This is a genomic window from Streptococcus mitis (assembly GCF_019929545.1).
Taxonomy (GTDB): domain Bacteria; phylum Bacillota; class Bacilli; order Lactobacillales; family Streptococcaceae; genus Streptococcus; species Streptococcus mitis_BU.
Window position 1 is genome coordinate 88,366 of sequence record NZ_JAHZPT010000001.1, and the last position, 22,478, is coordinate 110,843.

The following is a 22,478-nucleotide window of genomic DNA, read 5'->3' on the forward strand; positions in this document are numbered from 1 at the left end:
CGCTATTTCTATCACAAGTCATTATAGTACCTATTATTTTTTGATTCAGTTTATAGTAAGGGAGTAAAATTACTTGTTATATATAAGGCGTATTTTTAGAATCCACTATTTTATATATGTCTAATCTGAAATTTGGTTAAATATAATAGGAATTAGAAAAAATAATCAATACTAATGAGAAACCTTATACTGAGTTAACTGAGAAGAGTGATAAGATACTAAGAAGATAAAAACAGTGGAAAATGTTAGAAGATAGGATACTATTGTCTCCTAACGACTCATCTTTTTATAGGTTTGAAGAAATAAAAAGGAATATTGATAAAGTAAATAAATAGTACCAGTTGATCAAGTGAAAAGTGCTTATAAAGGCAGGAAGAATACCAAAGAAGGAGAAGAGAAATAATAATTAGTAATAGTGTGGAGAGAAAGTCTTTCACTATTAGAAATATTGTTTTAAAGTTGGATAAATAGAATAAAGTTGAAGATAAAACCTGTCTAACCTATCCCGAACTGGCATTTGTAAATTATGAATATTTTTACAAACAAAAGAGTTAATAATACAATTATTTTAAAGGTATTTACTAATGGTTTATAGCAAGTAAAAACCTATATATTATCGGCTTTAATAAGATAGTAACAGAAAAATAAATCATTAATTTTATTGAATATATGTTTTTTTATTGACAAAACACATAAAAACGTATACAATTAAATATCGTAAAGAAGAAAATAGGAGAAGGACATGGCTAAGTCAAACTTTGAAAAAGTAGAATCAGTTGTTGGCTGGGTTCGTGATAAGAAGATCACAGGCTACCGTATCTCTAAAGAAACGAATGCGCGTGAAATGTCTATCATTGCTCTAGCGCAGGGTCGTGCAAAAGTAAAAAATATTTCATTTGAAACAGCTCTAGGTTTAATTGATTTCTATGAAAAAAATCATGAAAAATTTGAAGATTAATCTTTGGATGATGGCGGATTCTTGAATAGGGTCTGCCTTTTCATTTTTTGGCTAGTAAAAAGACTGCACGGTTGATGCAGCCTTTTCTTTTTATTTGAGATAGCGTTGAAGGAATTCTTTTGTACGGTCTTCTTTAGGATTAGTGAAGAGGTCTTCTGGTTTGCCTTCTTCAGCAATCACACCCTTATCCATAAAGATAACACGATGAGAGACATCACGGGCGAATTCCATTTCGTGAGTTACGACAATCATAGTCAAGCCTTCTTGAGCCAGGTCCTGCATGATTTTGAGGACTTCTCCAACCATTTCTGGATCGAGAGCTGATGTTGGTTCATCAAAGAGAATAGCATCCGGATTCATGGAGAGGGCACGAGCGATGGCCACACGTTGTTTTTGACCACCTGAGAGTTGTTTTGGTTTCGCTTGCCAGTAGCGTTCTCCCATGCCGACCTTTTCCAGGTTTTCTTTGGCAATATTTTCAGCTTCTGTACGTTCGCGTTTAAGGACAGTTGTCTGAGCGACAATTGTGTTTTCAAGAACGTTGAGATTTTCAAAGAGGTTAAAGGATTGGAACACCATCCCCAACTTTTCACGGTATTGCGTGAGGTCATAGCCTTTTTCGAGGACGTTTTGTCCATGATAAAGGATTTGTCCATCAGTTGGCGTTTCAAGGAGGTTAATGGAGCGTAGGAAGGTTGATTTTCCGCTTCCAGAGCTTCCGATGATAGAGATTACCTCTCCCTTGTGGACAGTGAGTGAAATGTCTTTTAGCACTTCGTTTTGTCCATAGGATTTTTTGAGGTGTTTAATTTCAAGGATTGCTTGTGTCATTATTTCAAATCCTCCGTTTGCATTTGGTTAGCACCTGTAGTATAGGTATCCATGTCCATGCGGCGTTCGATGAAGCGTAGGATACGTGTTACGGTGAAGGTGAGGACAAAGTAAATCACGGCGATGATTGTAAATGTCTGGAAGTATTGATAGGTTTGCGTTGCCACGGTATTTCCTGAGAAATAAAGTTCGACAACAGAGATAACGTTCAATACAGATGTATCTTTGATATTGATGACAAATTCATTACCAGTTGCTGGTAGGATGTTACGGACAACCTGAGGTAGGACAATTTTACGCATGGTTTGGTTATGGGTCATACCAAGAGCAGTAGCGGCTTCAAATTGTCCCTTGTCAACTGCTAGGATACCACCACGGACGATTTCAGTCATGTAGGCTCCGGTGTTGATTGAAACGATGAAGATAGCAGCCAGTGTACGGTCAAGGTTGATACCGAAAGCTTGGGCCGTTCCATAGTAGATAACCATCGATTGAACGATCATTGGGGTACCACGGAAAATTTCAATGTAGACATTGAGGATCCAGCCGACTAGTTTTTGTAGGCCATAAATGGCTTTATTCTCAGATAGAGGAGCAGTACGGAAAACACCAATGGCAAGGCCGATAATGAGACCTGTGATGGTTCCGACGATAGAGATTAAAAGAGTGACACCAGCACCACGCAAAAGTTGTTGCCAGTTTTCAGAAAGAATTTTAGCGACTTGGCTAAAGAAGCTACTGCTAGTCTCTTCAGTTGTTGTAGCTTCGGCAGGTTGTTCCTTGATCATACGATCCATCAAGGCAACTTGGTCATCTTTTGAAATAGTTTCAATGCTGGCATTGATTTGGCTAATACGGTTGTCATCTTTACGAAGTCCAATGGCGATAGCTGTATCTTCTTCCCCCGTTTTGAAACCTGGTTCTACTTGAACCATCTTGAACTTAGAGTTCGCAGCTTCAGCAGTCAGTGCTTCTGGGCGTTCAGAAACATAAGCATCAATGACACCAGCCTCAAGAGCTTGGCGCATTTGAGCGAAGTCTCCCATGGCAGTTTCTTTTTTAGCACCTGGGATTTGTGCAATCAAGTCATAAAGATAGACACCTTGTTGAGAAGTGATTTTCGCACCATTAAAGTCATCCAAAGATTTAGCACTTGCGTAGGCAGAATCTTTTTTGATAAGCAAAACTGGTTCGCTAGTGTAGTAACTGCTTGAAAAGGCAATTTCTTGTTTGCGTTCGGCAGTTGGACTCATACCTGCGATAATCATGTCAATCTTACCAGAAGTAAGGGCAGGAACTAGACCTTCCCACTTTGTTTTAACAACCAAAGGTTCTTTACCTAAGTCCTTAGCGATTTTCTTGGCGATTTGAACATCGTATCCGTTAGCATACTGGTTAGTCCCATCGATTTTGACAGCCCCATTGCTATCATCATCCTGAGTCCAGTTAAAGGGAGCATATGCTGCTTCCATCCCGATGCGTAAATATTCATCGGCTTGGGCAACATTGACAAGTCCCAGCATCAGCAAGAGACTTGTGAAAATAGATAAGTATATTTTTCTCATGATTTCTCCTATTTCTAATCTATTAAAAAATAACTGTCTCCTATTTTATCGAAAAAAACTCTATTTTTCAATATAGGTAAGCCCTTACTTGAGAAAAAATGATATAATGATAGCAAAGATAAAAAGGGGGATTAGTTGATGAAAAAAACTTTTTTCTTACTGGTGTTAGGCTTGTTTTGCCTTCTTCCACTCTCTGTTTTTGCCATTGATTTCAAGATAAACTCTTATCAAGGAGATTTGTATATTCATGCAGACAATACGGCAGAATTTAGACAAAAGATAGTTTATCAGTTTGAGGAGGACTTTAAGGGCCAAATCGTGGGACTTGGACGTGCAGGTAAGATGCCTAGTGGATTTGACATTGATCCTCATCCAAAGGTTCAGGCTGCGAAAAACGGTGCTGAACTGACAGACGTTACTAGCGAAGTGACAGAAGAGGCGAATGGTTATACTGTGAAAGTCTACAATTCAGGTCAGGAGGGTGACATAGTTGAAGTTGACCTCACATGGAATTTAAAAAATTTGCTTTTTCTATATGATGACATCGCTGAATTAAATTGGCAACCTCTGACAGATAGTTCAGGAACTATTGGAAAGTTTGAATTTCATGTAAGGGGAGACAAGGGGGCTGAAAAACTCTTTTTCCATACAGGGAAACTTTTTAGAGAGGGAACGATTGAAAAGAGTAACCTTGATTATACTATCCGTTTAGACAATCTCCCGCCTAAGCGTGGAGTTGAATTGCATGCCTACTGGCCTCGAACTAATTTTGCTAGCGCTAGGGATCAGGGATTGAAAGGAAATCGTTTAGAAGAATTTAATAAGATAGAAGACTCGATTTTTAAAGAAAAAGAGCAAAGTAAACAACTCGTTACCTGGGTCTTCCCTTTGATACTTTCTATCTCCTTGTTATTAAGTGTCTGTTTCTATTTTATTTATAGAAGAAAGACCACTCCTTCGGTCAAATATGCCAAAAATCATCGTATCTATGAACCACCAATGGAATTAGAGCCTATGGTTTTATCAGAAGCAGTCTACTCGACCTCCTTGGAGGAAGTGAGTCCTCTAACAAAAGGAGCAGGTAAATTTACCTTTGATCAACTTATTCAAGCTACCTTGCTAGATGTGATAGACCGTGGAAATGTCTCTATCATTTCAGAAGGAGATGCAGTTGGTTTGAGGCTAGTAAAAGAAGATGGTTTGTCAAGCTTTGAGAAAGACTGTCTAAATCTGGCTTTTTCAGGCAAAAAAGAAGAAACTCTTTCCAATTTGTTTGCGGATTACAAGGTATCTGATAGTCTTTATCGTAGAGCCAAAGCTTCTGATGAAAAACGGATTCAAGCAAAGGGGCGTCAGCTCAAATCTTCTTTTGAAGAAGTGTTGAACCAGATGCAAGAAGGAGTGAGAAAACGAATTTCCTTCTGGGGGCTCCCAGATTATTATCGTCCTTTAACTGGTGGGGAAAAGGCCTTGCAAGTGGGTATGGGGGTCTTGACTATCTTGCCCCTATTTATCGGATTTGGTTTGTTCTTGTACAGTTTGGATGTTTATGGCTATCTTTACATCCCCTTGCCAATACTTGGTTTTCTAGGTTTGGCGTTGGCTGTTTTCTATTATTGGAAGCTTCGATTAGATAATCGTGATGGTGTCCTAAATGAAGCAGGAGCAGAAGTATACTATCTCTGGACCAGTTTTGAAAATATGTTGCGTGAGATTGCACGATTGGATCAGGCTGAATTGGAAAGTATTGTGGTCTGGAATCGCCTTTTGGTCTATGCGACCTTATTTGGCTATGCGGACAAGGTCAGCCATTTGATGAAGGTTCATCAGATTAAAGTGGGAAATCCAGATATCAATCTCTATGTAGATTATGGCTGGCACGGTATGTTTTATCATTCAAGCGCGCAAATGAGCCATTATGCCAGCATCGCAAACACAGCAAGTACCTATTCCGTATCTTCTGGAAGTGGAAGTTCTGGCGGTGGCTTCTCTGGAGGCGGCGGTGGCGGCAGTATCGGTGCCTTTTAAAGAGAGCTAAAATATGCTATAATGGGAGATAGAAAAAGGAGTAATCTATGTATCTTATTGAAATTTTAAAATCTATCTTCTTCGGTATTGTTGAAGGAATTACGGAATGGTTGCCGATTTCCAGTACAGGTCACTTGATTTTAGCAGAGGAGTTTATCCAATACCAAAATCAGAATGAATCTTTTATGTCCATGTTTAATGTTGTGATTCAGCTTGGTGCGATTTTAGCGGTTATGGTCATTTACTTTAACAAGCTCAATCCTTTCAAACCGACTAAGGACAAGCAGGAAGTTCGTAAGACTTGGAGACTGTGGTTGAAGGTCTTGGTTGCCACTTTACCTTTGCTTGCAGTATTTAAGTTTGATGATTGGTTTGATACTCACTTCCATAATATGGTTTCAGTTGCTCTCATGTTGATTATTTATGGGATTGCCTTTATCTATTTGGAAAAGAGAAATAAAGCTCGTGCTATTGAACCAAGTGTAACAGAGTTGGACAAGCTTCCTTATACGACAGCCTTCTATATCGGACTCTTCCAAGTTCTTGCTCTTTTACCAGGGACTAGCCGTTCAGGAGCAACGATTGTCGGTGGTTTGTTGAATGGAACTAGTCGTTCTGTTGTGACAGAATTTACCTTCTATCTTGGAATTCCAGTTATGTTTGGAGCTAGCGCATTAAAGATTTTCAAATTTATAAAAGCAGGACAGCTCTTGGACTTCGGGCAATTGTTCTTGCTCTTGGTTGCCATGGGAGTAGCTTTCGCAGTCAGCATGGTCGCTATTCGTTTCTTGACCAGCTATGTGAAAAAACACGACTTCACCCTTTTCGGTAAATACCGTATCGTGCTTGGTAGTATCTTGCTACTTTATAGCTTTGTCCGTTTATTTGTATAAGAAAAACCTTGAAGAGTTAGCTCTTCAAGGTTTTAAAATCCAGTCACGGTAATCCCCAACAGGCGGACACCTCTTTCTTTCTCGCTTAATTCTTCATAGAGTTGCAGGGCTATTTGGCTTATCTGACTAGCATCCTGTGTTTTTTGAGTCAGACTTTTTCGTTTAGTAAGAGTTGAAAAGTCCTCGTAGCGGATTTTCAAAATGACAATTTTTCCAGCTTTGTCTTGCTGATTGAGATTGAGAGCGACTCTTTCTGATAGGAGAGTCAGTTCTTTTTTGATGTCTTCCTCGGCACGGAGAATCTTTCCAGAGGTTTTCTCCTTGCCGATTGACTTACGGATGCGATTGGATTTGACTGGAGAGTTGTGAATGCCACGAGCCTTTCGATACAGGTCATAGCCCAGTCTGCCAAAGCGGTCTATCAGAGTCACTTCAGGAACTTCAAGTAGGTCTGCGCCAGTAAAAACACCCATTTGATTCAGACGTTCTACCGTCTTTTTTCCTACTCCATGAAACTTGGAAATATCCATTTGTTTGAGAAAATCTTCAGCTTGTTCAGGTAAAATCACTGTTAAACCATGTGGTTTTTGATAATCACTCGCCATTTTAGCTAAGAATTTGTTGTAAGAAACACCGGCAGAAGCAGTTAGATGAAGTTCTTGCCAGATATCCTCTTGAATGAGACGAGCGATTTTGACAGCTGACTTGATGCCGAGTTTATTTTCTGTCACATCCAAATAGGCTTCGTCAATACTCATAGGTTCAATCAAATCTGTATAGCGCTTAAAAATAGCTCGAATTTGGAGTCCTACAGCTTTATATTTTTCATAATTTCCTGAGATAAAGACGGCCTGGGGACAACGTTCATAGGCTTCTTTAGAACTCATAGCAGAATGGACACCAAAAGCTCGCGCCTCATAGCTACAAGTGGAAACGACTCCCCGCCCACCTGTTTGCCGAGGGTCGCTTCCGATAATGACAGGTTTTCCTCTAAGTTTAGGATTATCTCTGATTTCTACCGCAGCAAAAAAGGCATCCATGTCAATATGGATGATTTTTCTTGACAAATCATTTAATAAAGGAAAAATCAACATGCCTAGTCTCCTTTTTACCGCTTATTTTCTTTTATTATACCCTTTTTTCTGAAAAAAAGAAAAAAGGCTTTATTTTTTTCAAAAATATAATACAGTTTGGGATAAAATATAGACTGTTTTAGAAAAGAAAGTGTGGAAATAGGGATTTTCCACTTGTTGAAAACGATTACTGTATGGTATACTTGTCTCATGAATGTAACAGATGGCTGTTACTAGAAAGAAAAAAGAGGACATTAACATGGTTGTTAAGACAGTTGTTGAAGCACAAGATATTTTTGACAAAGCTTGGGAAGGCTTCAAAGGCGTAGATTGGAAAGAAAAAGCAAGTGTATCACGCTTCGTACAAGCTAACTACACACCTTACGATGGAGACGAAAGCTTCCTTGCAGGACCAACAGAACGTTCACTTCACATCAAAAAAATTGTAGAAGAAACTAAAGCACACTACGAAGAAACTCGTTTCCCAATGGACACTCGTCCAACATCTATCGCTGATATCCCAGCAGGATTTATCGATAAAGAAAACGAAGTTATCTTCGGTATCCAAAACGATGAACTCTTCAAATTGAACTTCATGCCAAAAGGTGGTATCCGTATGGCTGAAACTACTTTGAAAGAAAATGGATACGAACCAGATCCAGCTGTTCACGAAATCTTTACTAAATACGTAACAACAGTTAACGACGGTATCTTCCGTGCTTACACTTCAAACATTCGTCGCGCTCGTCACGCTCACACTGTAACTGGTCTTCCAGATGCATACTCACGCGGACGTATCATCGGTGTTTACGCACGTCTTGCTCTTTACGGTGCAGACTACTTGATGCAAGAAAAAGTAAACGACTGGAATGCAATCGAAGAAATCGATGAAGAAACAATCCGTCTTCGTGAAGAAATCAATCTTCAATACCAAGCATTGCAACAAGTTGTTCGCTTGGGTGACCTTTACGGAGTTGACGTTCGCAAACCAGCGATGAACGTTAAAGAAGCTATCCAATGGGTTAACATCGCCTTCATGTCTGTCTGCCGTGTTATCAACGGTGCTGCAACATCTCTTGGACGTGTACCAATCGTATTGGACATCTTTGCAGAACGTGACCTTGCTCGTGGTACATTTACTGAATCAGAAATCCAAGAATTCGTTGATGATTTCGTTATGAAACTTCGTACAGTTAAATTTGCTCGTACAAAAGCTTACGACCAATTGTACTCAGGTGACCCAACCTTCATCACAACTTCTATGGCTGGTATGGGTAACGACGGTCGTCACCGTGTTACTAAGATGGACTACCGTTTCTTGAACACTCTTGACAACATCGGTAACTCTCCAGAACCAAACTTGACAGTTCTTTGGACTGACAAATTGCCATACAACTTCCGTCGCTACTGTATGCACATGAGCCACAAACACTCTTCTATCCAATACGAAGGTGTAACAACAATGGCTAAAGACGGATATGGTGAAATGAGCTGTATCTCATGCTGTGTGTCTCCACTTGACCCAGAAAATGAAGAACAACGCCACAACATCCAGTACTTCGGTGCGCGTGTAAACGTATTGAAAGCCCTTCTTACTGGTTTGAACGGTGGTTACGACGATGTTCACAAAGACTACAAAGTATTTGACATCGAACCAATCCGTGACGAAGTTCTTGAATTTGAATCAGTTAAAGCTAACTTTGAAAAATCTCTTGACTGGTTGACTGACACTTACGTAGATGCTTTGAACATCATCCACTACATGACTGATAAGTACAACTATGAAGCTGTTCAAATGGCCTTCTTGCCAACTAAACAACGTGCGAACATGGGATTTGGTATCTGTGGATTTGCCAACACTGTTGATACATTGTCAGCTATCAAATACGCTACAGTTAAACCAATCCGTGACGAAAATGGCTACATCTACGATTACGAAACAATCGGTGAATACCCACGTTGGGGTGAAGATGACCCACGTTCAAACGAATTGGCAGAATGGTTGATCGAAGCTTACACAACTCGTCTACGTAGCCACAAACTTTACAAAGACGCTGAAGCTACAGTATCACTTTTGACAATCACATCTAACGTTGCTTACTCTAAACAAACTGGTAACTCACCAGTCCACAAAGGTGTATACCTCAACGAAGATGGTTCTGTCAACTTGTCTAAACTTGAATTCTTCTCACCAGGTGCTAACCCATCTAACAAAGCTAAAGGTGGATGGTTGCAAAACTTGAACTCACTTTCTAGCCTTGACTTTAGTTATGCAGCTGATGGTATCTCATTGACTACACAAGTATCACCTCGCGCTCTTGGTAAGACTCGTGACGAACAAGTTGATAACTTGGTAACAATCCTTGATGGTTACTTTGAAAACGGTGGACAACACGTTAACTTGAACGTTATGGACTTGAACGATGTTTACGAAAAGATCATGTCAGGTGAAGACGTTATCGTACGTATCTCTGGATACTGTGTAAACACTAAATACCTCACTCCAGAACAAAAAACTGAATTGACACAACGTGTCTTCCACGAAGTTCTTTCAATGGATGATGCCTTGGATGCGTTGAACTAATCAAGTTCTTGAATAATGAAATAAGGAACCCTCGGTCAGTCGACTGAGGGTTGTTTTTGGGCTCTTAAATTCCTTAAGTCAGGTATTGAAATGTCTGACCGGGATTCAAAGATACTTGTTGAGTTGCGGGAGGTATTTGATACTCAATGAAAATCAAAGAGCAAACTAGGAAGCTGACGTGGTTTGAATTTTATTTTCGAAGAGTATGAAAATAAAAACACCACACTTTGTAAGGAAACAAGGTGTGGTTGTATTTTATCTCTTAGACCAAGTTCTCTTCATAAAGAGAAGTAGGATTGGGTAAATCTCCAAGCGCCCTGCAATCATTGCAAAGGAGAGGAGAATTTTTGAGATAGGACTAAAGATTGAGAAGCTAGAAGTGGTTCCTAGAATAGGTCCGATATTATTGAAACAGCTAAAGACAGCACTGGTTACAACCAGAAAATCATTGCTATCTAGGCTGACAATAAAGATAAGGGATAGCAAAATCATAGAATAGATGACAAAGTACTTGAGAATCTTATGCTGGGTATCTTTGTCAATCACCGTTTTATTAACATGGAGGGTCAAAACACGGTGGGGAGATAGGATTGACAAAATCTGATTTTTAGCAATTTTTGAAAGGATGAGGCCTCGAATAACCTTAAGTCCACCTGCGGTTGAACCAGCAGAACCACCGATTCCCATGAGGAAGAGGAGGATAAACTGGGAGAAGAGGGGCCAGTTGGTAATATCTCCGTAACCAAAACCAGTCGTCGTAATGATATTGGAAACTTGGAAGAATGCCATTTCAAAACTCTTTGAAAATCCTGGATAGAGATAGAGGGTATTAAGGCTAATCAAGCCTGTAGAAAGCAGTACAATGACCAAGTAAGCTCGAAGTTCTTCGTCACCAAAGAAGGCCTTGACCCGACGGAGCATGAGGTAGTAGTAGAGATTGAAATTTACCCCAAAAACCAGAACTCCGATACTAACTAGATAGGTAATCAGTGAGCTACCATAGTGGGCGATTCCATCGTTATAGACTGTAAAACCTCCTGTACCTGCTGTTCCCATGGCAATGACAAAACTATCAAATAGGGGCATGCCAGCCAGATAATAGATGATGACAAAGAGGGAGAAGAGAGCTAGATAAAGGAGATAGAGAATCTGGGCAGTATTTTTGAGTTTGGATACAACCTTGCCAAAAACAGGGCCAGGAACCTCAGCCTTCATCACTTCTAGGTGACTATTCTTGGCATTATCCATAATAGCAAGTGCAAAAACAAGCACTCCCATCCCTCCAATCAAGTGGGTAAAACTTCGCCAGAAGAGGAGGGAACGACTGAGGACCGAAACGTCGTTCAGAATAGTTGCTCCAGTAGTTGTAAAGCCAGAACTGATTTCAAAAAAGGCATCGATAACGCTGGGAATTTGCTTAGCAAAAACAAAGGGGAGACCGCCAAAGAAGGACCAAAGGATCCAACAGAGGGCAACAATCAAGACTCCCTCCTTGGCATAAATCCGTTGATTTTTGGGCTTTTGTAAAATTCCTGAACCGCCTAGTAATACGAGAATCCCTATTGTTGAAAAGAGGGCCGTAAAGACTTGGCTCGATTCACGGTAATAGAGAGCGACAGCTACAGGAACCAAGAGGAGAACAGCTTCAATCAAAAGTAACTTTGAAAGGAGGTAACGAATCATACTTTTATTCATCTCTTACCTCGCGATCAAGTCATAAATCTTGGTGATATTTGGCAACAAAGTTGTTACTAGGAGCTTGTCTCCAACTTCCAACATATCCTCCCCAGTAGGGAAAATAGTCTTGCCCTTTCGAATGATAGCTGCAATAAGAACCCCTTTTTTCAGTTTTAGTTGAGAAAGAGGTCTGGCAGTCATTTTATTAGCTTCCTTGATATGGAATTGCAGGGTTTCGATTTGGCCATTGGCTAGATGGTGCATGGCCTGAAGGTCTGAATACTGGGCATTAACCCGACCACGAATAAAATGCATGATTGTATCTACAGCGATGCTTTTAGGTGTGATGATACTTGAAAAATCAGGCGCATTGATAATCTCGAGGAGACTGGTACGATTGACCTTGGTGATATTTTTTTGTACACCTACCCTGTCAAGGAACATCGAAGTAATCAGATTTTCCTCATCGACCCCTGTTAGAGTCGCAACGGCATCATAGTTCTGAGCACTTTCTTCCAGCAGGATATCTTTTGCGGTACCATCTCCTTGAACGATGTAGAGGTTTGGGAATTTCTCGCTAAAGAAGCTAGCGATTTCGGGATTGATTTCAATAACTTTGGTATCGATACGACTGTCTTTGAGGATACCTAGTAGATAATAGGCAATTCTACCTGCACCGACGATGAGAAGGCTCTTCACGGCACGAGATTTAAAATAATTATGGAAGAGCATCATATCAACACGGTTACCAGTGACAAAGATTCTATCTTTATCCTGTATGGTCATGTCACCACTTGGGATGATAATTTGATGATCCCTCTCTATCGCACAGACAATGACATTGCCAAATTTTTTCCGAAAATCAGAAATGGGCATTTGGCAAAGACCGCTGGAGGATTTAACAGTGAATTCCATCAAGCTTACCCGTCCACCAAAGAAACGTTCGACAGATAGGGCGTTGGGGAAGTCAATGATGTTGGCAATAGCGCGGGCAGCCAAGAGCTCAGGGTTAACGATAAGAGAAAAACCGAGAATATTCTTTTCCTTGAAATAAGAGTTAGAATATTCAGGGTTCCGCACCCGAACGATGGTCTCTTTAGCTCCCATTTTTTTGGCTAGAACGGCTGCAATCATGTTGACTTCATCGTATTCAGTCAGGGCGATAAAGATATCACAATCCTGGACACTGGCTTGCTCAAGGATGGTAAAATCGGCCCCGTTACCAAGGATACCCATGATATCAAAGCGATTGACAATATGATTGAGGACAGTTTCGTCTTGCTCAATCAGCAAAACATCATGCTTTTCTGCAACCAAGGAGCGACAGAGGGCAGAACCAACTTTTCCCCCTCCGACAAGGATAATTTTCATAATAAAACCTACTTCTTCATTATGTAACTATCATACCTTTTTTCAAGAAAAAATGCACCTACTAGCTAATCACCAGAGTTTTTAGTAGGAAATTTGCTATAAGGTAAAACTATACCCTAATCAATTGAAATAGCTATTAGCACCTTTCTCTGAAATATGGTATGATAAAGGATATACAAGGAGATAAAATGAATAATAATTTACTGGTATTACAATCAGACTTTGGTTTGGTAGATGGTGCGGTATCGGCTATGATTGGAGTGGCTTTAGAAGAGTCTCCAACCTTAAAAATCCATCACTTGACGCACGATATCACTCCTTATAATATTTTTGAGGGGAGCTATCGTCTCTTTCAGACGGTGGATTACTGGCCTGAGGGAACGACTTTTGTATCGGTTGTCGATCCAGGTGTCGGCTCGAAACGTAAGAGTGTGGTTGCTAAGACTGCAAAAAATCAATACATTGTCACGCCAGATAATGGAACGCTTTCTTTTATCAAGAAACACGTTGGCATTGTGGCTATTCGTGAGATTTCTGAAGTGGCCAATAGACGTCAAAACACAGAGCATTCTTATACTTTCCACGGTCGTGATGTTTATGCTTATACTGGTGCTAAACTAGCCAGCGGTCACATTAGTTTTGAGGAAGTGGGACCAGAGCTCAGTGTAGACCATATTGTAGAGCTTCCAGTCGTAGAGACCATCATTGAAGATCATCTGGTGAAGGGAGCTATTGATATTCTGGATGTGCGTTTTGGTTCGCTTTGGACCTCTATCACGCGAGAAGAATTTTACAAGCTGGAACCAGAATTCGGTGACCGTTTTGAAGTGACTATCTATCACGCTGATATGCTGGTCTATCAAAATCAGGTTGTTTATGGCAAATCATTTGCAGATGTGAGAATTGGGCAACCCATCCTTTACATCAACTCTCTCTATCGTTTAGGTTTAGCTATCAACCAAGGTTCTTTTGCCAAGGCCTATAATGTGGGTGTCGGTTCATCTTGGACCATTGAAATAAAGAAAATAGAAGGATAAAATAGGAGAATAAATAGTATGGAAATCAAATTTACAATTAAACAAGTTGTTGCTGTCGGAATTGGCGCTGCCCTCTTTGTCGTCATCGGGATGATCAACATTCCGACTCCTGTTCCAAATACAAGCATCCAGCTTCAGTATGCGGTACAAGCGCTACTTTCTATTATTTTTGGACCGATTATCGGTTTGCTTGTCGGGTTGATTGGTCATGCAATCAAGGACTCTCTTGCTGGTTACGGTCTGTGGTGGACTTGGATTATTGCTAGCGGGCTCTTTGGTCTAGCTGTAGGGCTATTTAGAAAGTACGTTCGCGTGATCAATGGTGTCTTTGACTGGAAAGATATTCTTATTTTTAACCTCATTCAACTACTTGCAAATGCCCTTGTTTGGGGTGTCTTGGCACCACTTGGAGATGTTGTGATTTATCAAGAAGCTGCAGAAAAAGTATTTGCCCAAGGGATTGTTGCGGGAATTGCTAATGGTGTATCTGTAGCTATTGCAGGAACTCTTCTCTTGCTTGCCTATGCAGGAACTCAAACTCGTGCAGGAAGTTTGAAAAAGGACTAATACTCTTCGAAAATCTCTTCAAACCGCGTCAGCTCTATCTGCAACCTCAAAACAGTGTTTTGAGCAACTTGTGGCTAGCTTTCTGGTTTGCTCTTTGATTTTCATGGAGTATAAAATGATGGGGAAGGCTGGGCAACCAGTCTTTTTGCTGTTTATGGGCTAGTCGGGTAAGCAATTTAGGCTAGGAATCTTTTTGGCACTAAGATTTTAAGAGAAGAGACTGCAAGAAGGGGTAGATTTATGATAAAATAGAAGTCTAAGAAGCGAATGAAGAGAGTAAGATGAAAGAAGCTATAATTGAGTGGAAGGATTTCTCTTTCCGGTATGAAACGCAACAAGAACCAACCTTGCAAGGGGTGGATTTGACTATTTATAAGGGAGAGAAAGTCTTAATTGTTGGGCCATCTGGGTCAGGCAAGTCTACCTTGGGTCAGTGTTTGAATGGAATTATTCCCAATATTTACAAGGGTCAGATGTCTGGAGAATTTTTGATCAAGGGGCAAGCGGCCTTTGATATGAGTATCTATGATAAATCTCATCTGGTTAGCACGGTTTTGCAGGATACAGATGGGCAGTTTATCGGCTTATCTGTGGCAGAGGACTTGGCTTTTGCTCTGGAAAATGATGTGACAGCTCTAGATGAGATGAAAAGCCGTGTTCATAAATGGGCTGAAAAGCTGGATCTTCTCCCTTTACTGCCGCAGCGTCCTCAGGATTTGTCAGGTGGACAAAAGCAGCGAGTCAGTCTGGCTGGTGTCTTGATTGATGAGAGTCCGATTCTCTTGTTTGATGAGCCACTCGCCAATCTGGATCCCAAGTCAGGTCAGGATATTATCGAATTGATTGATCAGATTCATAAGGAGGAGAGGACGACGACCCTTATTATCGAGCACCGTTTGGAGGATGTTCTGCATCGCCCTGTGGATCGGATTGTCTTGATAAACGATGGCAGTATCCTCTTTAATGGGAGTCCTGACCAGTTACTGGCGACTGATTTATTGACACAAAATGGAATTCGGGAACCCCTTTATTTAACCACTCTCCGTCAATTAGGTGTGGATTTAGTCAAGGAAGAACAATTAGCGAATCTGGCTAACATGTCTATCTCAAAAGGTCAGGTTCAGTTGCAGAATGAACTGGCAAAAGAAACCCCAGAATTGCAGTCACTCTTTAGACTAGAGGACGTGTCGTTTTCTTATGATGATAGACCGATTTTAAAGTCCCTATATTTGGATATTAAAAAGGGTGAAAAGATTGCCATTGTCGGGAAAAATGGGGCTGGGAAATCAACTCTAGCCAAGGCCATAAGTAGCTTTATCCAGACGGAAGGCCGCTATCTTTGGGAAGAGCAGGATATAAAAGGAGATTCGGTAGCAGAACGGGCGGAACGAGTAGGCTATGTGCTGCAAAATCCTAATCAAATGATTTCAACCAATATGATTTTTGATGAGGTGGCTCTAGGGCTCCGTTTGCGAGGTGTGAATGAGAAGGAAATTGAAACGAGAGTCTATGAAACCTTGAAAATCTGCGGTCTTTTTGAATTCCGTAATTGGCCTATTTCTGCCCTGTCATTTGGTCAGAAAAAACGTGTTACTATTGCATCGATTTTGGTTTTAGGAGCTGAAATTATCCTCCTAGATGAACCGACTGCAGGTCAGGACCAGAAGAACTATACTGAGATTATGGAATTTCTCGAAGAGTTGCATCAAAAAGGGCATACCATTGTCATGATTACTCATGATATGCAATTGATGCTGGATTATTCAGACCGAGCTCTTGTCATGGTGGATGGGGAACTGATTGCCGATACTGATCCAGCTAGTCTTTTGAGCAATCCTGAGCTGTTAGTAAAAGCCAATCTAAAAGAAACTTCAATCTTCAACTTGGCCAAGAAACTAGACGTGGATCCACTTGCTTTAACGGCATTTTATAAAGAAAGGAGAGAAGGATGCAAGCTAAATTAATCGGTTACCAGCATAGAGATACTGTGATTCATCGCTTGTCAGGAGCTGGGAAACTCCTCTTTTTCATTCTCGTGTCATTGGCTGCCATGATTAGCTATGATACCAGACTGCTTGTTCTGATTGCTATTTTTTCGGTCTTTCTCCTCTATTTGTCAGAAATCCGTTTTAAAGATGTTTCCTTTGTAGCAGTTTTTGCGACGGTATTTGCCGTTTTAAACGTTTTGATGGTCTATCTCTTTTCTCCTGAGTATGGGGTTGGACTTTACGGAGAGAGAAGTGTGATTTGGCAGGGAATCGGTGCCTACACTCTGACCAGTCAAGAGCTCTTTTATCTGCTAAATTTGGCTATTAAGTACCTTTGCACCATTCCTCTGGCTATTATTTTTTTGATGACAACCCACCCTAGTCAGTTTGCTTCCAGTTTAAATCAAATTGGTGTGCCTTACAAGATTGCCTATTCAGTTAGCCTGACTTTGCGCTATATTCCAGATTTGCAGGAAGAATTCTTTACTATCAAGATGTCTCAGGAGGCGCGTGGGATGGAATTATCCAAGAAAGCTTCTCTTATGCAACGAATCAAAGGCAATCTGCGCATTATTACTCCCTTGATTTTCAGTTCGCTAGAACGCATTGATACCATCGCGACTGCCATGGAGCTTCGACGCTTTGGGAAAGAGAAAAAACGCACTTGGTATAGTTATCAGGCCTTGAAAAAAGGAGATTATATTACCTTGCTCTTGGCAACCTTGTTTTTAGTAGCTAGTTTACTACTTATCTTGCAGAATCACGGACGATTTTACAACCCTTGGAAATAGCTTGAAAAAATTGAAAAAATCAAGTCGTTTCTATTGACAATGATTCTGAAAGTGTTATACTAAGAAAGTAGTTTCGCTGATTTACTTCAAACCTGTTGTGAGGTAAGTTAACGATGCCTTAACCACGCTGTTTGCTGAGCTTGACTCCGGGCAGTGTGGCTATTTTTTTGCAATGGTGAAAGGAAGCAAGTCATGACAAATCACATTGTATTATTTGAGCCTCAAATTCCACAAAATACAGGCAATATCGCGCGTACTTGCGCTGCGACCAATTCTCCCCTCCACATCATCAAGCCAATGGGCTTTCCTATTGACGACCGCAAGATGAAGCGAGCTGGATTGGATTATTGGGATAAACTAGAGATTTATTTTTACGAGAGTTTGGAGGATTTCATGTCTCAGATGAAGGGCAAACTCTATCTGATTTCTAAATTCGCTGAGAAAGTGTATTCTGAGGTGGATTTATCGACTGACGAAGACCATTATTTTCTTTTTGGACGTGAAGACAAGGGCTTGCCGGAGGACTTTATGCGAGAACATCCTGAGAAAGCTCTCCGTATTCCTATGAATGATGAACATGTCCGCAGTCTCAATGTGTCTAATACCGTCTGCATGATTGTCTATGAGGCTCTCCGCCAGCAGAACTTTGCAGGTCTTGAGCTTGTTCATACCTATGAAGTGGATAAATTGAAATAAAAAATGAAAATGAAAATGAACAAAATGCTTGCGCTTGCAAGCGTTTTTTGTTATGATAAAAGAGTCTTCAGGGCAGGGTGAAATTCCCGACCGGCGGTAAATTTGACTAGCTATTTTAGCTTTCTCGTCGTTGTCTTGTCTCGATATACTTTAAGTATTATCTTCGACTGCGACGCCTAGATAAATCTAAAATATCTTAGCCAAATAAGTCCGCGAGCGCAAGCTGATGTGGTGAGATTCCACAACCGACAGTATAGTCTGGATGGGAGAAGACGAAAGAATAGCTTTGTCTGTTCTGATAGATTTATAGCTAAACTGTAACCGCTTGCTTGAATTTCCTTAATAGAGTGAGAGGGGACTTTTGGGATATAAAAAGTGAGAATAGATAGAGGAATCCTTTCTAACTTCTTCTGATTTTATAGAAAATTGGAGGAACCTGTTATGACAAACACACGTCGACTTTCGACCATTGCGATTTTATCAGCCATCTCATTTGTGCTGATGTACTTTGACTTTCCGCTTTTGCCAGCGGCGTCCTTCCTCAAGATCGAATTTAGTATCTTGCCAGTCCTTGTGGGTCTGGTGGTCATGGATTTGCCTGCTGCTCTAGGAATTCTCTTGCTTCGCTCACTATTGAAATTGCTTCTTAACAGCCAGGGAGTGAATACTTACATTGGCTTGCCAATGAATATCGTAGCTTTAGGAGTTTTTGTCATCGTATTTGCTTTGATTTGGAAAAAGGAACGGACAACCCTTCGTTTCCTACTAGGCTCTCTAGCTGGAACTATTGGTTTAACCGTGGCTATGTTGGTTCTCAACTATGTTTATGCTGTTCCTTTGTACGCTAAGTTTGCTAACTTTGATATTGGAAAAATTTTGGGACTTTCCAACTACCTAATGACCATGGTATTACCTTTTAACTTGATTGAGGGTGTAATCTTTTCCGTTTCATTCTGGTTGTTGTACGTCCTTTTGAAACCAACCTTAAAACACTATGAAAGATAAACAAACATTTTTAATGAAGGGCAGTTTTGCCCTTTTACTTTTCGTTATTCTTGGCTACATGGTCAAATTTTACCCTGAAACGCTGGTCGGTTTTGACCAACCGATTCAGACTGCCGTTCGAGGAGACTTGCCAGATTACTTGACTATTCTTTTTAGGGCCATCACACGCTTGATTGATATCCCAGTGATTATCACTTGGGTTGTCATTACAGCTTTTGTCTTTTATCGTAAGCGATGGAAGATAGAAAGTTTCTTCATGCTGGGAAATCTGGCTTTGGCAGGTCTTTTAATCGTGACCTTTAAAAATATCTACCAGCGCCCACGGCCAGATATCTTACACTTGGTAGAGGAGAAGGGATTTTCTTTTCCAAGTGGGCATTCTCTGGCTGTAACCTTGATGGTCGGCACTCTGATTGTCATCCTCAGTCAACGGATGAAAGATCCAGTCTGGAGAAGAATCGTGCAAATCGTGCTAGGTCTCTACCTAGTCAGTGTGTTGGTATCAAGGGTCTATCTGGGAGTTCATTATCCATCAGACGTTCTTGCCAGTCTCTGTGTGGGCTTGGGAGTCCTGTTTATAGAGTTTCCCTTCTATGACAAGCTCCGCTTCCAATGGCGATTTAAAGGCAAACAGAAGTGAGTATCGAATTCCCTTGAGGAGAAAGAAATGAAAGTCAATATAAAAGTCAATATAGTAGATCTTCATCCGACTCAACTATACTTATCAGAAGAGAAGTTACAAGATATTCAGATGCTTTATCAGTCGGTAGAACTAAACAATGTTGATCCAATTAGTATTCTTGCATTTGGAAATTGCTTGTTGATTACAGATGGACATCACAGGGCTTATCAGGCTTTATTGGCAGGTCGAGATACGATTTCTGCTGAGTGGGATAGAGATGGTGGTGATGAACTATATCATCTCTATGCGCAAGCCTGCAAAGAAAGAAAAATCTACTCTGTTCTGGACTTAAAAAATCATATCTTAGCTCAAGATGAGTATGAAGCAAAATGGTATAACTGGTGTGATGGTTTTAATCAAGCAGTAACTCTTTTGTTGAAAAGGAAAGCAGATGAAACAGACCCTACAAATAGATAATTCACTGCGTCTTGTTCCTTATTATAAGGTCAATCATTGTGATGAAGCTTTTGCTTGGTATCAGAATGTGGACTTAGTTTACCTCGTAGATGGGGTGAAGCTTCCTTATAGTCAAGAAACTTTGGAAGCCATGTATTCCTATTTGGATCAGCATGGAGAGCTTTTTTGGATTGAAGTCAAGGAGAAGGGAGAATGGTTTCCAATTGGGGATGTTACACTATCTCATGATAATCTTCCCATTGTGATTGGGAATCCCGCTTACCAACATCGAGGACTTGGGAAAAAGATTCTAAGTGCTTTGATTGAATTGGCTCGAGTAAAAGGATGGAAAGAATTGAGAGTCAAGGAAATCTACACCCACAATCATGTTTCTAGGAGGTGTTTCAAGTCGCTTGGATTTGTGGAAAATGGAGCAACAGAAAAAGGAATGAGTTTTATATTGAAATTAATCTAATCTAACTTGTTTTTTAACTCAAAATCTGATAAACTATGTAGTAATTGAATAGAAATCTGCAAGACTAGTAACTCAAGGGAAGTATATCAGGGAGGAGAGCCGTGACTGCAAGCTCTTTATATGAAAGCTGGGTGAATTCACTTGCGCATGGATTTAGAAATGAAGGTCTGACTTGTCAGATGAAAACGGATGGTACCGCGTGTCAACGCTCCGAGTGGAGTTTTTGGCATGTGGTTTTCTTTTTATCTACGAGCGACTGATGGAGGAATTATGTCAACTATTGAAGAACAATTAAAAGCGCTTCGTGAAGAAACGCTGGCTAGCTTGAAGCAGATTACTGCTGAAAATGAAAAAGAGATGCAAGATTTGCGTGTCTCTGTCCTTGGTAAAAAGGGATCGCTCACTGAAATCCTCAAAGGGATGAAAGATGTCTCTGCTGAGATGCGTCCGATTATCGGGAAACATGTCAATGAAGCGCGTGATGTCTTGACAGCAGCTTTTGAAGAAACTGCTAAGCTTTTGGAAGAAAAGAAAGTTGCAGCTCAATTAGCAAGTGAGAGTATCGATGTGACCCTTCCAGGTCGTCCAGTTGCGACTGGTCACCGCCACGTCCTCACACAAACCAGTGAAGAAATCGAAGATATCTTCATCGGTATGGGTTACCAAGTCGTGGATGGTTTTGAAGTGGAGCAAGACTACTATAACTTTGAGCGTATGAACCTTCCCAAAGACCACCCAGCTCGCGATATGCAGGATACTTTCTATATCACTGAAGAAATCTTGCTCCGTACCCACACGTCTCCAGTTCAGGCGCGTGCTATGGATGCCCATGATTTTTCTAAAGGTCCTTTGAAGATGATCTCGCCAGGGCGTGTGTTCCGTCGTGATACGGACGATGCGACTCACAGTCACCAGTTCCACCAAATCGAAGGCTTGGTTGTTGGGAAGAACATTTCTATGGCAGATCTTCAAGGAACCCTGCAGTTGATTGTCCAAAAAATGTTCGGTGAAGAGCGTCAAATCCGTCTGCGTCCATCCTACTTCCCATTCACAGAGCCATCTGTTGAGGTGGATGTTTCTTGCTTCAAGTGTGGTGGAGAAGGCTGTAACGTATGTAAGAAAACAGGTTGGATCGAAATTATGGGGGCCGGTATGGTTCACCCACGTGTCCTTGAAATGAGTGGTATCGATGCGACAGTTTACTCTGGATTTGCCTTTGGTCTTGGTCAAGAGCGTGTAGCTATGCTCCGTTACGGAATCAACGATATCCGTGGATTCTACCAAGGAGATGTCCGCTTCTCAGAACAGTTTAAATAATGATTAGAAAAGTAGAAAAGGCAGATGTTGGGGTGTTGTCCAAAATTGCCAAACAAACCTTTAGTGAAACATTTGCTCATGATAATACGGAAGAGCAGTTACAGGAATACTTTGAAGAGTCTTATAGTCTGAGAGTTTTGTCAACTGAGTTGGAAAATCCAGAATCCGAAACCTATTTCATTATGCATGAAGAGGAGATAGCTGGTTTTCTCAAAGTCAACTGGGGAAGTGCTCAGACTGAGAGAGAATTAGAGGATGCTTTTGAAATTCAACGCCTCTATGTGCTACAAAAATTCCAAGGATTTGGATTCGGTAAGCAACTGTTTGAATTCGCTCTGGAACTTGCCGAAAAAAATGGTTTTTCCTGGGCTTGGCTAGGTGTTTGGGAGCATAATACAAAAGCTCAAGCGTTTTATAATCGATATGGTTTTGAAAAATTTAGCCAACATCATTTTATGGTTGGTCAAAAAGTAGATACAGATTGGTTACTGAAAAAGAAATTAAGGTAAGAAGATGATTCTTCTATTGAAATGATAGGAAAGGA

20 protein-coding genes and 1 riboswitch are annotated in these 22,478 nt (G+C 40.7%); of the genes, 15 read left to right on the forward strand and 5 right to left on the reverse strand.

The annotated features are described in order from the left end of the window. The first annotated feature begins 742 nt into the window (after positions 1 to 742). Positions 743 to 958, forward strand: coding sequence for a capsule biosynthesis transcriptional regulator (locus tag K1I71_RS00470; RefSeq protein WP_001130036.1), 216 nt, complete (start codon positions 743 to 745; stop codon positions 956 to 958). Positions 959 to 1,048: 90 nt separating this feature from the next. On the opposite strand, the gene K1I71_RS00475 is transcribed toward K1I71_RS00470, so the two are convergent. Both K1I71_RS00475 and K1I71_RS00480 read right to left on the reverse strand, forming a co-directional pair. Beyond that, entirely contained in the window at positions 1,049 to 1,789 is a 741-nt protein-coding gene (locus K1I71_RS00475; protein ID WP_033686327.1) for an amino acid ABC transporter ATP-binding protein, read from the reverse strand. Beyond that, positions 1,789 to 3,354, reverse strand: coding sequence for an ABC transporter substrate-binding protein/permease (locus K1I71_RS00480; protein ID WP_033686329.1), 1,566 nt, complete (start codon positions 3,352 to 3,354; stop codon positions 1,789 to 1,791). Before K1I71_RS00480 ends, K1I71_RS00475 begins: the two co-directional genes overlap by 1 nt. A gap of 138 nt (positions 3,355 to 3,492) precedes the next feature. Here K1I71_RS00480 and K1I71_RS00485 point away from each other — a divergent pair, with 138 nt between their 5' ends. Beyond that, positions 3,493 to 5,382 (forward strand): DUF2207 domain-containing protein, encoded by a 1,890-nt coding sequence (locus tag K1I71_RS00485; protein ID WP_033686331.1) that lies wholly within the window; start codon positions 3,493 to 3,495, stop codon positions 5,380 to 5,382. 47 nt (positions 5,383 to 5,429) lie between these two features. Further along, positions 5,430 to 6,275 carry an undecaprenyl-diphosphate phosphatase gene (locus K1I71_RS00490; RefSeq protein WP_033686332.1) on the forward strand — a complete coding sequence of 282 codons (846 nt, stop codon included), beginning with the start codon at positions 5,430 to 5,432 and terminating at the stop codon, positions 6,273 to 6,275. Positions 6,276 to 6,307: 32 nt separating this feature from the next. Here the strand turns inward: K1I71_RS00490 and dinB are convergent, their stop codons facing one another. Beyond that, entirely contained in the window at positions 6,308 to 7,369 is a 1,062-nt protein-coding gene (dinB, locus tag K1I71_RS00495; RefSeq protein ID WP_223329895.1) for a DNA polymerase IV, read from the reverse strand. Between the two features lie 238 nt (positions 7,370 to 7,607). Between dinB and pflB the strand changes: the two genes are divergently transcribed. Further along, on the forward strand, positions 7,608 to 9,932 hold the full coding sequence (gene pflB, locus K1I71_RS00500; protein WP_033686339.1) for a formate C-acetyltransferase: 2,325 nt from the start codon (positions 7,608 to 7,610) through the stop codon (positions 9,930 to 9,932). A gap of 255 nt (positions 9,933 to 10,187) precedes the next feature. Here the strand turns inward: pflB and K1I71_RS00505 are convergent, their stop codons facing one another. Both K1I71_RS00505 and trkA read right to left on the reverse strand, forming a co-directional pair. Beyond that, on the reverse strand, positions 10,188 to 11,627 hold the full coding sequence (locus K1I71_RS00505) for a TrkH family potassium uptake protein (RefSeq protein WP_223329896.1): 1,440 nt from the start codon (positions 11,625 to 11,627) through the stop codon (positions 10,188 to 10,190). Positions 11,628 to 11,630: 3 nt separating this feature from the next. Continuing rightward, on the reverse strand, positions 11,631 to 12,980 hold the full coding sequence (gene trkA, locus K1I71_RS00510; RefSeq protein WP_223329897.1) for a Trk system potassium transporter TrkA: 1,350 nt from the start codon (positions 12,978 to 12,980) through the stop codon (positions 11,631 to 11,633). A 188-nt stretch (positions 12,981 to 13,168) separates the two neighbouring features. Between trkA and K1I71_RS00515 the strand changes: the two genes are divergently transcribed. The 11 genes from K1I71_RS00515 (at position 13,169) to K1I71_RS00565 (ending at position 22,443) form a co-directional block, all read left to right on the forward strand. Next, positions 13,169 to 14,017, forward strand: coding sequence for an SAM hydrolase/SAM-dependent halogenase family protein (locus K1I71_RS00515; protein WP_212573529.1), 849 nt, complete (start codon positions 13,169 to 13,171; stop codon positions 14,015 to 14,017). Between the two features lie 18 nt (positions 14,018 to 14,035). Next, positions 14,036 to 14,584, forward strand: a complete 549-nt coding sequence (locus K1I71_RS00520) for an ECF-type riboflavin transporter substrate-binding protein (RefSeq protein ID WP_000403160.1) — start codon at positions 14,036 to 14,038, stop codon at positions 14,582 to 14,584. Between the two features lie 281 nt (positions 14,585 to 14,865). Beyond that, positions 14,866 to 16,548, forward strand: a complete 1,683-nt coding sequence (locus tag K1I71_RS00525) for an ABC transporter ATP-binding protein (protein WP_223329898.1) — start codon at positions 14,866 to 14,868, stop codon at positions 16,546 to 16,548. Then, the gene (locus tag K1I71_RS00530; protein WP_223329899.1) at positions 16,533 to 17,363 is read left to right on the forward strand and encodes an energy-coupling factor transporter transmembrane component T family protein; all 831 of its coding nucleotides are present in this window, start codon (positions 16,533 to 16,535) and stop codon (positions 17,361 to 17,363) included. Before K1I71_RS00525 ends, K1I71_RS00530 begins: the two co-directional genes overlap by 16 nt. Before the next feature lie 192 nt (positions 17,364 to 17,555). Next, complete coding sequence (locus tag K1I71_RS00535; protein ID WP_000181388.1) at positions 17,556 to 18,059, forward strand: tRNA (cytidine(34)-2'-O)-methyltransferase; 504 nt, start codon at positions 17,556 to 17,558, stop codon at positions 18,057 to 18,059. 59 nt (positions 18,060 to 18,118) lie between these two features. Beyond that, positions 18,119 to 18,337: riboswitch (FMN riboswitch) on the forward strand. A 163-nt stretch (positions 18,338 to 18,500) separates the two neighbouring features. Then, positions 18,501 to 19,064 carry an ECF transporter S component gene (locus tag K1I71_RS00540; RefSeq protein WP_000185823.1) on the forward strand — a complete coding sequence of 188 codons (564 nt, stop codon included), beginning with the start codon at positions 18,501 to 18,503 and terminating at the stop codon, positions 19,062 to 19,064. Continuing rightward, complete coding sequence (locus K1I71_RS00545; protein ID WP_223329900.1) at positions 19,054 to 19,704, forward strand: phosphatase PAP2 family protein; 651 nt, start codon at positions 19,054 to 19,056, stop codon at positions 19,702 to 19,704. Before K1I71_RS00540 ends, K1I71_RS00545 begins: the two co-directional genes overlap by 11 nt. Positions 19,705 to 19,743: 39 nt before the next feature. Beyond that, a complete protein-coding gene (locus K1I71_RS00550; protein WP_223329924.1) occupies positions 19,744 to 20,163 on the forward strand; it encodes a chromosome partitioning protein ParB in 420 nt (139 codons plus the stop codon). 4 nt (positions 20,164 to 20,167) lie between these two features. Next, positions 20,168 to 20,617 (forward strand): GNAT family N-acetyltransferase, encoded by a 450-nt coding sequence (locus tag K1I71_RS00555; RefSeq protein WP_223329925.1) that lies wholly within the window; start codon positions 20,168 to 20,170, stop codon positions 20,615 to 20,617. A gap of 270 nt (positions 20,618 to 20,887) precedes the next feature. Continuing rightward, on the forward strand, positions 20,888 to 21,934 hold the full coding sequence (pheS, locus tag K1I71_RS00560) for a phenylalanine--tRNA ligase subunit alpha (protein ID WP_000103743.1): 1,047 nt from the start codon (positions 20,888 to 20,890) through the stop codon (positions 21,932 to 21,934). Then, on the forward strand, positions 21,934 to 22,443 hold the full coding sequence (locus K1I71_RS00565) for a GNAT family N-acetyltransferase (protein WP_045612288.1): 510 nt from the start codon (positions 21,934 to 21,936) through the stop codon (positions 22,441 to 22,443). Before pheS ends, K1I71_RS00565 begins: the two co-directional genes overlap by 1 nt. Positions 22,444 to 22,478 lie beyond the last annotated feature (35 nt).

Excerpts from the sequence above, each read along its gene's own strand:
- dinB (WP_223329895.1), bottom strand. The coding sequence starts at position 7,369 with ATGTTGATTTTTCCTTTATTAAATGATTTGTCAAGAAAAATCATCCAT.
- K1I71_RS00505 (WP_223329896.1), bottom strand. The coding sequence starts at position 11,627 with ATGAATAAAAGTATGATTCGTTACCTCCTTTCAAAGTTACTTTTGATT.
- K1I71_RS00520 (WP_000403160.1), top strand. The coding sequence starts at position 14,036 with ATGGAAATCAAATTTACAATTAAACAAGTTGTTGCTGTCGGAATTGGC.
- K1I71_RS00470 (WP_001130036.1), top strand. The coding sequence starts at position 743 with ATGGCTAAGTCAAACTTTGAAAAAGTAGAATCAGTTGTTGGCTGGGTT.
- pflB (WP_033686339.1), top strand. The coding sequence starts at position 7,608 with ATGGTTGTTAAGACAGTTGTTGAAGCACAAGATATTTTTGACAAAGCT.
- K1I71_RS00475 (WP_033686327.1), bottom strand. The coding sequence starts at position 1,789 with ATGACACAAGCAATCCTTGAAATTAAACACCTCAAAAAATCCTATGGA.
- K1I71_RS00545 (WP_223329900.1), top strand. The coding sequence starts at position 19,054 with ATGAAAGATAAACAAACATTTTTAATGAAGGGCAGTTTTGCCCTTTTA.
- trkA (WP_223329897.1), bottom strand. The coding sequence starts at position 12,980 with ATGAAAATTATCCTTGTCGGAGGGGGAAAAGTTGGTTCTGCCCTCTGT.
- K1I71_RS00540 (WP_000185823.1), top strand. The coding sequence starts at position 18,501 with ATGACAAACACACGTCGACTTTCGACCATTGCGATTTTATCAGCCATC.
- K1I71_RS00535 (WP_000181388.1), top strand. The coding sequence starts at position 17,556 with ATGACAAATCACATTGTATTATTTGAGCCTCAAATTCCACAAAATACA.
- K1I71_RS00485 (WP_033686331.1), top strand. The coding sequence starts at position 3,493 with ATGAAAAAAACTTTTTTCTTACTGGTGTTAGGCTTGTTTTGCCTTCTT.
- K1I71_RS00565 (WP_045612288.1), top strand. The coding sequence starts at position 21,934 with ATGATTAGAAAAGTAGAAAAGGCAGATGTTGGGGTGTTGTCCAAAATT.
- K1I71_RS00515 (WP_212573529.1), top strand. The coding sequence starts at position 13,169 with ATGAATAATAATTTACTGGTATTACAATCAGACTTTGGTTTGGTAGAT.
- K1I71_RS00530 (WP_223329899.1), top strand. The coding sequence starts at position 16,533 with ATGCAAGCTAAATTAATCGGTTACCAGCATAGAGATACTGTGATTCAT.
- K1I71_RS00480 (WP_033686329.1), bottom strand. The coding sequence starts at position 3,354 with ATGAGAAAAATATACTTATCTATTTTCACAAGTCTCTTGCTGATGCTG.
- K1I71_RS00490 (WP_033686332.1), top strand. The coding sequence starts at position 5,430 with ATGTATCTTATTGAAATTTTAAAATCTATCTTCTTCGGTATTGTTGAA.
- pheS (WP_000103743.1), top strand. The coding sequence starts at position 20,888 with ATGTCAACTATTGAAGAACAATTAAAAGCGCTTCGTGAAGAAACGCTG.
- K1I71_RS00525 (WP_223329898.1), top strand. The coding sequence starts at position 14,866 with ATGAAAGAAGCTATAATTGAGTGGAAGGATTTCTCTTTCCGGTATGAA.